Here is a 15,251-nt window from a genome sequence, read left to right as displayed (position 1 = left end):
GGACAGCGCCGCTCGGACTCACTCCCTGATCGAGTCACTGCCCTGCGCGCGGCCGAGATATTGTTTGGGAAGTGGTACTGCTCCGCCGGACTATCGCCGTAGATCGAATCAGTCCGATGCATGAAGACGCAGTAGCTCATGCAGGCAGCTTAACTGAGCGACTCGGATGGAAGCAAATGTCGCAGCCAGCCGAGATCGCCGTGTCGCTGTACTTAGGAGTACGACGCTGGACGTCGATGCACGGCGCCTGCAACCGGCTTGGGCCGTGCTTGAAGGGCCCATAGCCGACGTCGAACCAGGCGTCCGTCAGCCTCGCTTCGAACTACCTGGCGGTGGCGCGCCGCTCACGCCCGGACTGATCGCGAGCGTGGTGCCGGCGGCACCTCCCGCTTCATAGGCCGCCGTCGACACCATCCGGCTCGTGCTGCGCGCCGACCGCAGCTTCAGATCGAGCTTGTCGAACTCGGCATCGACCACCGAGGTCTTGAGCACGACCAGGCCGCGGCCGCTGCTCTGGTTGACCTGATCCCGGGCTGCCTTCATCGCCACCAGGCGGTCGGCGATCGACACCACCATGCCGAGGGCGAAGGAGGCATTGGCGAGATGCCGGTCCTGGTGCCGGAACCGGCGGTACTCGGCCGAGGTCTTGTAGCGGCCGAGTTCGGCTCGCACGGCGTTGTCGATCAGTTCCGCCAGGTAGTGCGCAACCTCGACATCCGCGGGGAGACCGAAGAACACATAGCTCGCTTCGCCGGCCGGATTCTTCTCGCGCCAGACCCGGCAATCGCAGAAATGCGCGATCGCGCCGATGCAGTCATCGAGCGGAATGCGCTTCTTGCGATGGGTCTCATAGACCTTGCGCTCGCACGCCGACGCCCGCAGCTCGAGGTCGGACAGCGACAGGTCGTGGCGATCGAGCAGTTCGGCGACCTTGGCGGCCGCGGACAGCGCCTCGTCCTCGGTGCAGCCATTGGCGATGGTCTTGGCGCGCAGCGCCTGAATGCGGGATTTCAGCTTGTCGAGCGCAACAGGATCGGAAGCGGCAGGATCGAACGTCTGGCTCACCGCTCAAGGCCCATGACAAGCCCCGCCGGGAGGTGGCCGAGGGAGGAACTGGCGGAGAGGGAGGGATTCGAACCCCCGATAGGCTTGCACCTATGCCGCATTTCGAGTGCGGTGCATTCAACCACTCTGCCACCTCTCCAGGCGCAAATCAGGGGCGAGCCCCCGGGTCGGGCGTCGTTCTAGGGCACGATGCGGGGGGTGACAAGGCAGCCGGTCGAAATTTTCCCGGGGCTCGCGCATGCGCGCGCCATTGCGGTCCGCTCGGGGAAGCGGATCGCACGCGGCGGCTGAACGGCTACACCGCTCGGCCCCGCGCTCCGAAGGCCCAGACTGACGCGGGCCTTCGAACCCGTTGGTCTGCGCCGCGCTCGTCAGCGGAACAGGTCGAAATGGTAGTTCAAGCCGACCCGCACGGAGTGAATCTTGGCCGCTCGCCAGTCCGGCAGGTCGTCGTGCTTGAGGTCGGTGTAGAGGTATTCGAGCTTGGCCGACCATTTCGGCAGGAACGCCCATTCGGCGCCGCCGCCCGCGGTCCAGCCCATCTTCATCTTGTGGGTCGGCCCGTCCTTCAACTCGCCCGCCGCAAGACCCGCCGTACCATACAGCCACAGGCGCTGGTCGAGCACCGCGACGCCGGCGCGCGCGCGGCCGGAGGTGAGCCAGGGCATGCTGACGGCCGGATTGACGAGGTCGGCCTTGCGCGAGAGGCCGGTGAATTCGAGATCGTTCTCGATGCCGACCACGAACATGGGCGAGATCTGGTAGTTGTAGCCGGCCTGCAGGCCGCCGATCACGCCGGACAGCTTACCGCCATTGGCGCCGGCGGCGTTCGTGAAGGAGTCGTTTCCGGTGAAGGCGCCGCCGACATTGGCGCCGGCATAGAAGCCGGTCCAGGATAACGGTGCTGGTGCGGCGGCATAGGCCGGCGCCTTGTAGGTGGTCGCCGCCAGGTCGGCTGCCTCTGCCCCGCCGAGGCCCAGCGTCGCCGCCGCCACCGCAGCCATCCAGCCTCTCGCCCGTCTGATCATCATGTCCTCACACTCCACCCGGCGCGAGATTGCGCCGTCAAATCCCACCCCATTTGGGATGTCCATTAATAAACCGACTAGACGGTTTGTAAATGGACTTGATTTATACCGACGACGATTTTCTCCTGCCGTTGCGGACGCGGCGGCTGGCGACGGAGGCCAGGAGACAAAGGTGGGACCGCCGTACGCTGACACATACCGGCGGTCCCGTGTCGCTACATCTTGGGGAAACCGACGGAAGAGACGGGGGTCAATCCGGCCGGCCTGAGCGACGCCGGCGACCCTGGGCCATCTGCGCGTGCATCGCAATGCGAACCGTTCCTTAACCTAACCAGTCAAGGTTACCGGGTTCCAGCCATCCGACTGGTTGTACGGCGGTTTTCCGCACGTCCGGGAGCGCGAAGACGCCCTGCTGCAGCGCAGCATGCCCCCCCCCCCTCCGGACCGCCGAGAGACACGGTGCGGCCGCGCCAATGCTCAATCCTTCTTCTTCTTGGCCGCCTTCTTGTCGTCGGCCTTGTCCTCCTTGGCCTTGTCGTCCCTGTCTCTGCGGCCGTTCTCCTTGCGGCGGTTGGTAAAGCGGGCATTGCCCAGGCCGGTGCCGATGGTCAGCACGCCCCAGCGCTCGAACTCCTGCATGAACGGCACCTCGGAGAGGCCCTGCACGACGCCGTCATTGTGCATCAGCACCGCGGTGTCGTGATCACCGATCATCGGGATCGCCTCGACCAGGCTGGCCGGCAGGTTGAACTTGCTGCTCTCCCAATTGCCCGGCAGGTTCTGTGCGCCCTTCTCGATCGAGCCGTCCTCGTTGATGACGCCGGGACAAGCGATGCCGATGAAGGGCGCCAGCCGCAGGCCCTCGGCGTCCGCCTCCTCGATCAGCTCCTTCAGCATCTTGGCGAGCCGCTTGACCGCACCTTCCCGCGTGGGTTCGTCATCGGCATGGCGCCAGAGATCGGACTTCCACACCGACGCTTTCGACAGGTCCGGGGCCTTCTTGCGCGCGGTCTCGACCACGCCGCAGCGGATGTTGGTGCCGCCGATATCGACCGCCAGGATGCTGTCATGGGCCTCGAAGATCCAAGACGGCGCCAGATGCAGTGCGCCGATCAAGCCGGCATCGTCGGGATGGTAGCGGATCGGCTCCAGCTCGACGCCAAAACCCTCGTCCTTGAGGATGATCTCGGTGCGCGCGATCGCGAGCTCGCCGAGGCGAGAGTCGCGAAAGCCGCCGCCGACCACGATGCATTCGGTCTTGGCCCAGGCCTTGGTGCGCAGGAAGCGCCGGGTGACGTGGGCGAGCTCCTGGGCGAATTCCTCGATCGCGGAGTGCACCACGGCCGAGGCCTCGGTGTCGTCGCCGACCAGGATGGCGTCCAGCGCCTTCTTGCTGATGGTCTCGCTGTCCTCGTCGCCGAACGGATCCTTGCCGGATTTGCGCAACGGCTTGCGCCAGCGCTCCAGGATCTTGCGAAAGGCGCCCTTGGAGGCGCGGTCGCCGAGGAAGCCGTCCTCGTCCTTGAGCTCGATGTTGAAGCTGTCGATCTCGACCGTCGGCAGCCGCGCGGCGCCGTGGCGGGCGATGCCCGTGGTGGTCATGACGTCGTCGGCCATGCGATCCTGCCCTGTTGTGCATTGGGCCCGGACAACGGCGGAGGGAACAGTTGGTTGCGGGTCCGGTGCGCCGGGTCGAGCGAATAGCGGCCGGGGGTCGGCGGGGCCCGGGCATCCCGTCCGAGCGGCAACCGGCCATTCACCTTGACTCGCCGGCTCACGCCGCTATAAGCGCCCGATCGACCGGCGCGGGCGTTCCTGCGCCGTTTGTCGTTGTGCCCTTTCTCGAGGCCCCAAAGCCTCGGGCGCGACTTCCGGCTCCAATCGGGCCGGACCACATGAACCATAACGACTGAACAAGAAGCCGACCCGGGGCCATCGCGCTCTGAGGCCGGGATCGAACACGAAGGATGAGAACGATGTTCGCAGTCATCAAGACCGGCGGCAAGCAATACCGCGTCGCCCCGGATGATGTGCTCGAGATTGGCAAGATCGACGGTGAGCCCGGAACGATCGTGCAGCTGAACGAGGTGCTGGTGGTCGGCGGTGATACGCCGGTGCTGGGCATCCCCGCGGTGGCCGGCGCGTCCGTGGCCGTCGAGGTGCTGGACCACAAGCGCGGCCCCAAAGTGATCGCGTTCAAGAAGCGCCGCCGCAAGAATTCGCGCCGCAAGCGCGGCTACCGGGACGAGCTGACCTTGATCCGCGTCTCGGAGATCCTGACCGACAACGCCAAGCCGACCAAGGGCCCGCGCCCGAAGAAGGTCAAGGCGGAAGCCCCGGCGGCCGACGCCGCCGAGTAAGCGTGCCGGCGCGCGTCTCGCGCGCCGCACCGGCTTGAACCTCATCGCGCGTGGATTTTTCGTCCGCGCAGGTTGCAAATGTGAATGATCCCTTAGCGGAATCGCGCTAAAGGTGATCGCAAGAGATCGGAGACGAGCGATGGCTCATAAAAAGGCAGGCGGTTCATCCCGCAACGGACGCGACTCCAAGGGCAAGCGCCTCGGCATCAAGGCGTTCGGCGGCGAGCGCGTGATTCCCGGCAACATCATTGCGCGTCAGCGCGGCACCACCTGGCATCCCGGCCTCAACGTCGGCATGGGCACGGACCACACGATCTTCGCGAAAATCGAGGGCGTCGTCGAGTTCCATGACCGTGCCAACCGCACGTTCATCTCGGTACGTCCGGTACTCGCCGAGGCTGCTGAGTAGAATACGGTGGAACAATTCGCGTCCGCCGGGTCCTGACAAACCGGCGGAGCGCCAGATGGCTCCAGGGGAGGCGGGACAACCGGCCTCCCCTTTTCATTTTCGCTGATCAGTTGATCCCGAAGCGTCGATGGAGCCCGACATGCTGCAGGACATCACCACTCCCACCTTGCGCGAGGCGAGACCTTGCGTGCTCGAAACCTCCCGGCTGACGCTGCGTGCGCCGGTGCTCGCGGACGTGACAGCCATCGCCCGGCTCGCCGACGACCGTGTTATCGCCGAGAATACCCGCCGCCTGCCGCATCCCTATTCGGAGGTCGATGCCGCTCGCTTCGTTCGCGCGCTGGAACAGACGGGTGAGACCGCCTTCCTGATCGAGCATCTGGACACGCCGATCGGCATGGTCGGGATCAATCGAGCAGCAACGGGCCGTGCCGAGCTCGGCTACTGGCTGGGCGTTGCGCATTGGGGCCGCGGCTTCGGCACCGAAGCCGCGCGCGCCGCGATCGACCATTTCTTCGAGACGAGCGAGGACAATTTGCTGATCGGGCACGCCCGCGTCAGCAACCCAGCCTCGCGCAACATCCTGGAAAAGTGCGGCTTCCAATGGACCGGCGTCGAGCTGCACCGCTTCGAGGTGATCGGCTCGTCCGCCCCGGTCGACGCCTTCCGCCTGACCCGCGGCGTCTGGTCCTCGCTGAAGGCCTGGGCCAATGCGGGGCGGCGGAGTTAGGCCGGGCCACCCACCCCGCCTCACGTGTCGCTTCGCTCCGCGTGAGGCGACCCTCCCCCTCCAGGGGAGGGTCGCATCTCAGGCCGGCGGATTCACCGCACCCTGGCCCTGCCCCAGGCTGCGCTCGCGCAGATAGATGTACAGCCCAGCGCCGATGATGATGGTGGCGCCGATGATGGTGGCGGGATGCGGCACGTCGCCGAACACGACGAAGCCGAACAGCACGGCCCAGACGATCATCGTGTACTGATAGGGCACGACCACCGAGGCCGGCGCCAGCTTGAGCGAGCGGTTGACGCAGAACAGCGCGGTCACCGAGATGAGGCCGGCGGCGGCGAACAGCACCAGGCTGCCGGGCGTCGGCGTCACCCAGCCGAACGAGGACATCGCGGCGCCGAGCAGGAAGGTCCCGACGAACTGCGACGACGCCATCACGATGTCGGGCGTCGCGCGCAGGCTGCGCGTGATCAGCATCAGCACTGCGAACGACAGACTGCCGCCGAGCGCGATCAAGGCCGGTAGGCTGAAGGTCTGCGCCGAGGGCCGCAGCGCGATCAGCACGCCGCAGAAGCCGATCAGGATCGCGGTCCAGCGCCGCCAGCCGACATGCTCGCGCAGCACCAGCGCCGACAGCGCCGTGACGAAGATGGGCCCGGCGAGATAGTAGGTGATGACGTCGGCGAGCGGCAGATAGACGGTGGCGAGGAAGAACGCCGCGACCTCGAGCGTCGACAGGATCACGCGCACGAGCTGCAGCCAGGGGCGCTCGAGCTGCAGGAACGCGGCGCGGTTGCGCCAGATGAACGGTGCGAGCAAGAGCAGCGCCGCACAGGCGCGCAGCCACAGGAGTTGGCCGACGGCATGGGTCGACACCAGGAACTTGCCGAGGGCGTCGCCGAACGAGAACATCGCAATCGACAGCAGCATCAGGCCGATGCCGGCCAGCCGCGCCGAGCGCTCGTCGTTGGCGGTGGAGATTCGGGACAGCACGCTCATGATGGGGCTGCCTTATCAGGCACGCCGCCGCGGCTCCAGCCCTTCCGCATGGCGCGTCATGCAGCCCTGCTGCAACCCCTGCGCACGCCTTGTCCACGCGCTGCGCAGCGCGGCTTTACCGCTCGAAATTAAGGCTTCGGGTCGAATTAAACCCATTCCGCGGTTGCCGTGGGGACCCGCCTCGCCTACGTAGGGCGCATCATGAAATTCCTCGATGAAGCCAAGGTCTATGTGCGCTCCGGCGACGGCGGCAACGGTTGCGTTGCGTTCCGGCGCGAGAAATTCATCGAGTTCGGTGGGCCGAACGGCGGCAATGGCGGCCGCGGCGGCGACGTGATCATCGAGGCCGTCGACGGCCTCAACACCCTGATCGACTACCGCTACCAGCAGCATTTCAAGGCCCAGAAGGGCGAGAACGGCATGGGCAAGGACCGCCATGGCGCCGGCGGCAAGTCCGTGGTGCTCAAGGTTCCCGTCGGCACCCAGATCTTCGACGAGGATCGCGAGACGCTGATCCACGACTTTACCGCGGTGGGCGAGCGCTTCGTGCTGGCCGAGGGCGGCAATGGCGGCTTCGGCAACGCCCATTTCAAGTCGCCGACCAACCGGGCGCCGCGCAACGCCAATCCCGGCCAGCCCGGCGAGGAGCGCTGGATCTGGCTGCGCATGAAGCTGATCGCCGATGCCGGCCTGGTCGGCCTGCCCAATGCCGGCAAGTCGACCTTCCTGTCCAAGGTCTCCGCCGCCAAGCCGAAGATCGCCGACTATCCGTTCACCACGCTGCATCCGCAGCTCGGCGTCGTGAACGCCGACGGCCGCGAGTTCGTGCTGGCCGACATTCCCGGCCTGATCGAGGGCGCGCATGAGGGCGCCGGCCTCGGCGACCGTTTCCTCGGCCATGTCGAGCGCTGCCGCGTGCTGCTGCACCTGGTCGACGCCACCTGCGAGCATGCCGGCAAGGCCTACAAGACGGTGCGGCACGAGCTCGAAGCCTATGGCGGCGAGCTGACCGACAAGGTCGAGATCGTCGCGCTGAACAAGATCGACGCGGTCGACCCGGACGAGCTGAAGAAGCAGAGGGACCGGCTGAAGCGCGCCGCCAAGAAGACGCCGCTGCTGATTTCCGGCGCCACCGGCGAGGGCGTCAAGGAAGCTTTGCGCAAGCTCGCCGACGTGGTCGGCGAACAGCCTGTGTCCCTCAAGGCCAAGAGCACGACCGAGAGCGCCGCGACCGAGGAGCCGTGGGCGGCCCCAACGTCACCGCAGGGTTGAACTGAAGCCAACCTTGCCTCGCAGGCCCTCGCTTGCGACACTCGCCGCCATCCATCAACACTTGAGCCCCGTCCCGTGCGGACCGCGTGTCAGCCACGCACCTCTCATCACGATGCGAGGGCTCGAACCGACCCCGTTCACGCCATGGCACCCCGTCTCGAAAATTTTCGCCGCATCGTCGTCAAGGTCGGCTCGTCGCTGCTGGTCGATTCCGAGGCCGGCGAGGTCCGCGCCTCCTGGCTCGCCGCGCTGGCGGCCGACATCGCCCGGCTCCACAGCCGCGGCTGCGAGCTGCTGGTCGTATCCTCGGGCTCGATCGCGCTCGGCCGGAGCCGATTGAAGCTGCCGCGCGGACCGCTGAAGCTGGAGGAGAGCCAGGCGGCCGCCGCGGTCGGCCAGATCGCGCTGGCGCGGACCTGGTCGGAGGTGCTCGGCGCTCATGGCGTCAGTGCCGGCCAGATCCTGGTGACGCTGCAGGACACCGAGGAGCGCCGGCGCTATCTCAACGCCCGTTCGACCATCGCCAAGCTCCTGGAATGGCGCGCGGTGCCGGTCATCAATGAGAACGACACGGTCGCGACCGCCGAGATCCGCTATGGCGACAATGATCGCCTCGCCGCCCGTGTCGCGACCATGGCGAGCGCCGATCTGCTGGTGCTGCTGTCCGATATCGACGGCCTCTACACCGCGCCGCCCGCGCAGGATCCGAATGCGCGGCTGATCCCCGTGGTCGAGAGCGTCACCGCCGACATCGAGGCCATGGCCGGCAGCGCGGCTTCCGAGTTTTCGCGCGGCGGCATGCGCACGAAGATCGAAGCCGCCAAGATCGCCACCACTGGCGGCACCCACATGCTGATCGCCTCCGGCAAGATCGAGCACCCGCTGGCCGCGATCGCCAATGGCGGCCGTTGCACCTGGTTCCTGACGCCGGCAAACCCCGTCACCGCGCGCAAACGCTGGATCGCGGGTTCGCTGGAGCCGAAGGGCACGCTGACGATCGACGCCGGCGCCGTGACCGCGCTGCGGGCGGGCAAAAGCCTCTTGCCGGCCGGCGTCATCCGTGTCGATGGCCAGTTCGCCCGCGGCGATGCCGTGGTGGTGCGCGGCCCCGACACCCATGAGATCGGCCGCGGCCTCGTCGCCTATGACGCCGACGATGCCGAGCGGATCAAGGGCCGTTCGTCGCCGGACGTGGCCGTCATCCTCGGCATCTCCGGCCGCGCCGAGATGATCCATCGCGACGATCTGGTGATCGGCCCGGCAGGTGCCGGTCCGGTCTGAGACCGCGGCACCAGCGTTCGCAAACGGCCGAATTCCGTGCTACTGGAGAGCCTTAATTCAAGGTTGAAACGCCCATGACCGCGCCTTTGAAAGCCATCGACGGCAGCGCCGATCTGCCTGCGCTGATGAACGACCTCGCCAGCCGCGCCCGTGCCGCGGCGCGCGTGCTGGCGCTGGCACCGGCCGCGCAGAAGAACCGGGCGCTGGAGGCGATGGAGCGGCTGATCCGGGCCCGCGCGGACACGATCATCGCCGCCAATGCCGAGGACGTCGTCGAGGCCAAGGCCGCCGGCATCACTTCCTCCTTCCTCGATCGCCTGACCTTGACCCCGGCCCGCGTCGCCGCGATGGCCGACGGCATCGCCGCTGTGCGCGAGGTCGCCGATCCCATCGGCATCGTCACCGAGAGCTGGCAGCGGCCGAACGGCATGACCATCGAGCGCGTGCGGGTGCCGCTCGGCGTGATCGGCGTGATCTTCGAGAGCCGCCCCAACGTGGCGGCCGATGCCGGCGTGCTGTGCCTGAAGTCCGGCAATGCCGTGATCCTGCGCGGCGGCTCGGACTCGTTCCGCTCCTGCCGCGCCATCCACGAATGCCTCGTCGAAGGCCTGCGCGAGGCGGGCCTGCCAGACGCTGCGATCACGCTGGTGCCGACGCGCGATCGTGCCGCCGTGGGCCTGCTGCTGTCCGGCCTGAACGGCGGCGTCGACGTCATCGTGCCGCGCGGCGGCAAGAGCCTCGTCGCCCGCGTCGAGGCCGAGGCACGTGTGCCGGTGTTCGCGCATCTCGAAGGCGTCAACCACGTCTATGTCGACGGCGCCGCCGACCTGGAGATGGCCAAGTCGATCGTGCTGAACGCCAAGATGCGTCGCACCGGCGTCTGCGGCGCGGCGGAGACGCTGCTGGTCGATCGCGCGGCCGCCGACAAGATCAAGCCGCTGGTCGACATGCTAATTGGCGCCGGCTGCGAGGTGCGGGGCGATGAGGTCGTGTGCGCGGCCGATGCGCGGGTGAAGCCGGCCAGCAACGAGGACTGGGACACCGAATATCTCGACGCGATCATCGCCGCGAAGGTCGTCGACGGCGTGGAGGGCGCGATCGCCCACATCCACGCGCACGGCTCACACCACACCGACGCGATCGTCACCGATGACAATGCGGCCGCCGACAAGTTCCTCAACGAGGTCGACTCGGCGATCGTGCTGCACAACGCCTCGACCCAGTTCGCCGACGGCGGCGAGTTCGGTTTTGGCGCCGAGATCGGCATCGCCACGGGCAAGTTCCATGCGCGCGGCCCCGTCGGCGTCGAGCAGCTCACCAGCTTCAAATATCGCATCCACGGCACCGGGCAGACGCGGCCATGACGGCCGCATCCTGTGGTTGAGTTGCACGAGCAGCAGGCGGGGGCAGCCGTGACCGACGCCACAGCCATGCGCCTTGCGATCCGCCAGGCGCTGCCGCCCCACAGTGATAGCATGCGCATCGGCCTGCTCGGCGGCTCGTTCAATCCGCCGCACCAGGCGCACCGCGCGATCAGCCTGTTCGCGCTGAAGCGGCTGCAGCTGGACCGTGTCTGGTGGCTGGTGACACCGGGCAATCCGCTCAAGAACAATGGCGGGCTGCATGCGCTGGCCGAACGCGCCGAGGCGGCGCGCAAGGTGGCCGCCGATCCGCGCATCGAGATCAGCTGTCTCGAATCCGTCATCGGCACCCGCTACACTGCCGACACGATCGATTATCTGCGCCGGCGTGCATCGCGCTTGCGCTTCGTGTGGATCATGGGCGCCGACAATCTCGCGCAGTTCCATCGCTGGCAGAAGTGGCGGCACATCGCGGCCCAGGTTCCGATGGCCGTGGTCGATCGTCCGCCCCGCAGCTTCCGCGCCCTGAACGCGCCCGCCGCACGCGCCCTGGCGCGGTATCGCATTCCCGAAGCGCAAGCCAGCCGTCTGGCCGACCGCGCCGCTCCAGCCTGGGTCTACCTCACCGGCCTCAAGCTCAGCCTGTCGTCGACGGGCCTGAGGAACCCGGACGGCAGTTGGAAGTCGTTCTGAAAGGCCGCGCGTTCGCCATCGCGCGCGGCATCGGATATGCATGGAACTTGCCGTCTCCGCTACGGTCCGAAGCGGGGACGGCCTGGACGCTGTCGGGCCGGACGACCGGGGTACTGGATTGTTGAAACCCTTAACCCCACATGCCTAATATGGTCAGCAGGCCGGGTTGGATTCGGCCTGCGATACAGTGAAAGGAATGGTCCCTGACCACATCTGTATTGTCCCAGTCGGCCTTACCGAAGACGAAGGCAACGACTACCAAGTCGGCGACTGCCAAGTCAGCGCGTAAGACGTCGACCCAAGATGCGGCCTTGCAGGCGCAACCCGACGCCGACAAGACCCTGCGCACGATCCTCTCCCGCCTCGAAGATATGAAGGCGGAGGAGACGGTCACGATCGATCTTCACGGCAAATCGGCGTATTCCGACTACATGGTCATTACTACGGGCCGCTCGAACCGGCACGTCGGATCGATCGCGGAAAACGTCGCCAAGGGCCTGAAGGAAGCCGGCACCAAGAAACTCCACATCGAGGGCCTGCCCAATTGCGATTGGGTGCTGATCGATTCCGGCGACGTGATCGTGCACGTGTTTCGACCCGAGGTTCGCGAGTTCTACAATCTCGAGCGATTGTGGACTCAAGGGCCGAACCCGGCCAAGGCGGTCTAGGCGGTCCCACGCCGCGGCGGATGCGAATCGTGCGGCGCACGTGCTAGTCGGTGCGCATGCGCCTGATCGTGGTCGCCATCGGCCGGTTGAAGCAGGGTCCCGAGCGGGAGCTCGCGGAGCGCTACCGCGAGCGTTTCGACGACATCGGCCGCAAGCTCGGCTTTCGCGGCCTCGACATCCATGAAATCCCGGAAAGCCGCGCGCGCGATGCGGCGACGCGCATGACCGAGGAGGCCTCCGCGATATCGGCGGCGATCCCCGACAAGTCCGTGCTCGTCTGTCTCGACGAGCGTGGCCGGAACGTCGACAGTACAACTTTTGCGGGTTATCTTGGGCGCTGGCGGGACGAAGGCATTCCGGCTGCCGTCTTCGCAATCGGCGGCGCCGACGGACTTTCGCCCGATTTGCGGCGCAGAGCCAAGCTCGGGGTTGCGTTTGGCGCCGCCACCTGGCCGCACCAGATCGTCCGCGTCCTGCTGCTCGAGCAGATTTACCGTACTGCTACGATCCTTGCCGGTCACCCCTATCACCGCGCTTGAACAAGGGACGATGGGAGCACAATAAGGACCTCGATGTTCGCTGCGCGGCCCCTCTCCTGCTTCCCAAGACCTGTCCGCAGCGGCCGGTCCTGCCGCGCGTCGCTCATCGCGCTCGTCGTGGTGGTCTTTTCCGGATGTCCGGCGCTGGCGCAGAGCGGACTCCGGCCATCCATCCCCGGCACCGCGTCAGCGACGCCAGCCACCCCGGAGCAGTTGAAGCAGCGCGAACAGGAGCTCGAGGCCGCCCGCGCGGCCCAGAAGGCCGCCGCCGAGGCCCAGGAGCGGCTGAAGGCCGACATCGCCGCGCTCGGCGAGGATCGCGGCAAGCTCAATCAGCAGCTGATCGACGTGGCGGCGCAGGTGCGCAGCGTCGAAGTGCGGGTTGGCGAGGCCGAAACGCGGCTGCGTGGGCTCGACGGCCGCGAGCAGGATCTGCGGACGTCGCTGGAAGCGCGGCGCTCGGAGATCATCGAGGTTCTGGCCGCACTGCAGCGTGCCGGACGCCGTACCCCGCCGGCCCTGCTGGTCCGTCCGGAGGACGCGCTGCAGTCATTGCGCACGGCGATGCTGCTGGGTTCGGTGATCCCCGAGATGCGCAGCCGAGCGGAGAAGCTCTCGACCGATCTCGGCGAGCTCGTCGCCATCCGCAAGACGATCGCCAGCGAACGCGACAAGCTCGCCGGCGACCGCGACAGGCTACGCACCGATCAGACCCGTCTCGCCGCCCTGGTGGAGGAACGCCAGCGCAAGCAGAGCTCGGCCGAGAAGGACATGGAAGCCGAAAGCGCGCGCGCCGCCGTGCTGGCCCAGCAGATCGACTCGCTGCAGGGACTGATCACGACGATGGAGCTGGACCTCAAGAGCGCGGCCAAGGCTGCCTCGACGGCGAGCCTGCAGGGGGTGCCGGTCAACAGCAAGCCGGACGCGAATGCGCTGCGCAACCCGGGCCGCAAGGCGCCCGCGATCGCGTTCGCCTCGACCAAGGGCATGCTGACGTTTCCTGTCAACGGCACCAAGATCCGCGAATTTGGCGCATCGGACGGTGCGGGCGGCTCGGATAAAGGCATTTCTTTGGCAACCCGGCCGGGGGCTCAGGTCACAACCCCGTGTGATGGCTGGGTTGTGTATGCGGGTCCCTTCCGTAGCTACGGACAACTCTTGATCCTCAACGCCGGTGGCGGGTATCATGTCCTGATCGCCGGGATGGAGCGCATTTCCGTCAACATCGGGCAGTTTGTTCAGACGGGAGAGCCGGTCGCGATCATGGGTAACAGCTCCCAGGTTGCCTCCATTCTCGCTACCAACGCGAGTCAACCAGTGCTCTATGTCGAGTTCCGTAAGGACGGCACTCCAATCGATCCAGGCCCATGGTGGGCCGCAAATGAAGGCGAAAAGGTACGCGGATGATGCGTAAGACTTCGGTAATTCTCCTGAGCGCGGCCACCGGTGCGGCATTGACCCTGTTCGTCTCGCAACCGCGCGCGGTGTTGATGGGATCGACGGCGCGCGCCGCGACCGCCGATACCTATCGCCAGCTCAACCTGTTCGGCGACGTCTTCGAGCGGGTGCGCAGCGATTATGTCGAGAAGCCCGACGATTCGAAGCTGGTCGAGTCCGCGATCAGCGGCATGCTCTCGGGCCTCGATCCGCATTCGAGCTACATGGATGCGAAGAGCTTCCGCGACATGCAGGTGCAGACCCGCGGCGAGTTCGGCGGCCTCGGCATCGAGGTGACGATGGAAGACGGCCTGATCAAGGTGGTGTCGCCGATCGACGATACGCCGGCCTCGAAGGCGGGCATCCAGGCCAACGACATCATCACCAATCTCGACGACGAAGCCGTGCAGGGCCTGACCCTCAACCAGGCGGTCGAGAAGATGCGCGGCCCGGTCGGCACCAAGATCAAGCTGAAGGTCGTGCGCAAGGGCGCTGACAATCCGCTCGACGTGACATTGACCCGCGACAACATCCGCGTCCGCTCGGTGCGCTCGCGCACCGAGAGCGACGACATCGCCTATATCCGCATCACCACCTTCAACGAGCAGACCACCGAGGGCCTGAAGAAGAGCATCTCCGACCTGCAGAACCAGATCGGAGACAAGCTGAAGGGCTACATCATCGACCTGCGCAACAACCCGGGCGGCCTGCTCGAGGAGGCGGTCACCGTCTCCGACGCGTTCCTGGAGCGCGGCGAGATCGTCTCGACCCGCGGCCGCAATGCCGAGGAGACGCAGCGCCGCGCGGCACATGCCGGCGACCTCACGAAGGGCAAGCCGGTCATCGTGCTGATTAATGGCGGCTCGGCGTCGGCGTCGGAGATCGTGGCCGGCGCGCTGCAGGACCACAAGCGCGCGACGCTGGTCGGCACCCGCTCGTTCGGCAAGGGCTCGGTGCAGACCATCATCCCGCTCGGCGCCGGCAACGGCGCGCTGCGGCTGACCACCGCGCGCTACTACACGCCGTCGGGCAAGTCGATCCAGGCCAAGGGCATCGTGCCCGACATCGAGGTGCTGCAGGACGTGCCGGATGAGCTGAAGTCGCGCACCGACACCAAGGGCGAGGCGTCGCTGCGCGGCCATCTGAAGAACGACGGCGACGAGAAGACCGGCTCGCAGTCCTACGTGCCGCCGGACACCAAGGACGACAAGGCGCTCAAAATGGCCGCCGACCTGCTCCACGGCATCAAGAACAGCGCCAACACCCCGGCGCCGACCGAGAAGGCCGCGGCCGACAAGCCGGCCAAGGCGGCAAACTGAGGTCGCCAACTGAGCGGCAGCCGACCGACGCGAATCAGCTTTGAAGGGCGGCCTCCGGGCCGCCCTTCCTTTTTGGACGGCTTCTTGGTTTGC

15 protein-coding genes, 1 tRNA gene and 1 pseudogene are annotated in these 15,251 nt (G+C 66.8%); 11 read left to right on the top strand and 6 right to left on the bottom strand.

Features of this window, described 5'->3' with window-relative positions:
* Nucleotides 1-42: 42 nt before the first annotated feature.
* The 5 genes and pseudogenes from ACQR0W_RS26880 to ACQR0W_RS26860 form a co-directional block, all read right to left on the bottom strand.
* Nucleotides 43-140 (bottom strand): annotated as a pseudogene (locus ACQR0W_RS26880) (HNH endonuclease); the annotation flags it as partial.
* A 166-nt stretch (nucleotides 141-306) separates the two neighbouring features.
* On the bottom strand, nucleotides 307-1,065 hold the full coding sequence (locus ACQR0W_RS26875; protein ID WP_315715956.1) for a DUF7168 domain-containing protein: 759 nt from the start codon (nucleotides 1,063-1,065) through the stop codon (nucleotides 307-309).
* A 49-nt stretch (nucleotides 1,066-1,114) separates the two neighbouring features.
* Nucleotides 1,115-1,204, bottom strand: a tRNA-Ser gene (locus tag ACQR0W_RS26870).
* A 232-nt stretch (nucleotides 1,205-1,436) separates the two neighbouring features.
* Entirely contained in the window at nucleotides 1,437-2,096 is a 660-nt protein-coding gene (locus ACQR0W_RS26865; protein WP_410051216.1) for an outer membrane protein, read from the bottom strand.
* Nucleotides 2,097-2,570: 474 nt separating this feature from the next.
* Nucleotides 2,571-3,710, bottom strand: a complete 1,140-nt coding sequence (locus ACQR0W_RS26860) for an ROK family protein (protein ID WP_315750655.1) — start codon at nucleotides 3,708-3,710, stop codon at nucleotides 2,571-2,573.
* Nucleotides 3,711-4,069: 359 nt separating this feature from the next.
* Between ACQR0W_RS26860 and rplU the strand changes: the two genes are divergently transcribed.
* The 3 genes from rplU (at nucleotide 4,070) to ACQR0W_RS26845 (ending at nucleotide 5,592) form a co-directional block, all read left to right on the top strand.
* On the top strand, nucleotides 4,070-4,453 hold the full coding sequence (rplU, locus tag ACQR0W_RS26855) for a 50S ribosomal protein L21 (protein WP_315715953.1): 384 nt from the start codon (nucleotides 4,070-4,072) through the stop codon (nucleotides 4,451-4,453).
* A gap of 139 nt (nucleotides 4,454-4,592) precedes the next feature.
* Entirely contained in the window at nucleotides 4,593-4,862 is a 270-nt protein-coding gene (gene rpmA / locus ACQR0W_RS26850; protein ID WP_315750651.1) for a 50S ribosomal protein L27, read from the top strand.
* Nucleotides 4,863-5,001: 139 nt separating this feature from the next.
* Nucleotides 5,002-5,592, top strand: coding sequence for a GNAT family N-acetyltransferase (locus ACQR0W_RS26845; protein ID WP_315715951.1), 591 nt, complete (start codon nucleotides 5,002-5,004; stop codon nucleotides 5,590-5,592).
* Between the two features lie 78 nt (nucleotides 5,593-5,670).
* Here ACQR0W_RS26845 and ACQR0W_RS26840 read toward each other — a convergent pair whose 3' ends face one another.
* The gene (locus tag ACQR0W_RS26840) at nucleotides 5,671-6,588 is read right to left on the bottom strand and encodes a DMT family transporter (RefSeq protein ID WP_316186408.1); all 918 of its coding nucleotides are present in this window, start codon (nucleotides 6,586-6,588) and stop codon (nucleotides 5,671-5,673) included.
* A 201-nt stretch (nucleotides 6,589-6,789) separates the two neighbouring features.
* Here ACQR0W_RS26840 and obgE point away from each other — a divergent pair, with 201 nt between their 5' ends.
* From obgE to ACQR0W_RS26800, 8 genes are all read left to right on the top strand, one after another.
* Nucleotides 6,790-7,860, top strand: coding sequence for a GTPase ObgE (gene obgE, locus ACQR0W_RS26835; protein ID WP_315715949.1), 1,071 nt, complete (start codon nucleotides 6,790-6,792; stop codon nucleotides 7,858-7,860).
* 144 nt (nucleotides 7,861-8,004) lie between these two features.
* Complete coding sequence (gene proB / locus ACQR0W_RS26830) at nucleotides 8,005-9,141, top strand: glutamate 5-kinase (RefSeq protein WP_315750649.1); 1,137 nt, start codon at nucleotides 8,005-8,007, stop codon at nucleotides 9,139-9,141.
* Nucleotides 9,142-9,215: 74 nt separating this feature from the next.
* A complete protein-coding gene (locus tag ACQR0W_RS26825; RefSeq protein ID WP_316186409.1) occupies nucleotides 9,216-10,505 on the top strand; it encodes a glutamate-5-semialdehyde dehydrogenase in 1,290 nt (429 codons plus the stop codon).
* Nucleotides 10,506-10,571: 66 nt separating this feature from the next.
* The gene (locus ACQR0W_RS26820) at nucleotides 10,572-11,195 is read left to right on the top strand and encodes a nicotinate-nucleotide adenylyltransferase (protein WP_434840883.1); all 624 of its coding nucleotides are present in this window, start codon (nucleotides 10,572-10,574) and stop codon (nucleotides 11,193-11,195) included.
* A 311-nt stretch (nucleotides 11,196-11,506) separates the two neighbouring features.
* Nucleotides 11,507-11,863, top strand: coding sequence for a ribosome silencing factor (rsfS, locus tag ACQR0W_RS26815; RefSeq protein WP_315715946.1), 357 nt, complete (start codon nucleotides 11,507-11,509; stop codon nucleotides 11,861-11,863).
* A 56-nt stretch (nucleotides 11,864-11,919) separates the two neighbouring features.
* A complete protein-coding gene (gene rlmH, locus ACQR0W_RS26810; protein WP_315715945.1) occupies nucleotides 11,920-12,402 on the top strand; it encodes a 23S rRNA (pseudouridine(1915)-N(3))-methyltransferase RlmH in 483 nt (160 codons plus the stop codon).
* A gap of 33 nt (nucleotides 12,403-12,435) precedes the next feature.
* Entirely contained in the window at nucleotides 12,436-13,809 is a 1,374-nt protein-coding gene (locus tag ACQR0W_RS26805) for a murein hydrolase activator EnvC family protein (RefSeq protein WP_316186410.1), read from the top strand.
* Nucleotides 13,806-15,158, top strand: coding sequence for a S41 family peptidase (locus tag ACQR0W_RS26800; protein WP_316186411.1), 1,353 nt, complete (start codon nucleotides 13,806-13,808; stop codon nucleotides 15,156-15,158). The genes ACQR0W_RS26805 and ACQR0W_RS26800 overlap by 4 nt, the downstream gene beginning before the upstream one ends.
* Nucleotides 15,159-15,251 lie beyond the last annotated feature (93 nt).

This window comes from Bradyrhizobium sp. HKCCYLRH1034 (assembly GCF_051168375.1).
Classification (GTDB): domain Bacteria; phylum Pseudomonadota; class Alphaproteobacteria; order Rhizobiales; family Xanthobacteraceae; genus Bradyrhizobium.
This window is presented reverse-complemented; position numbering and strand designations above follow the sequence as displayed.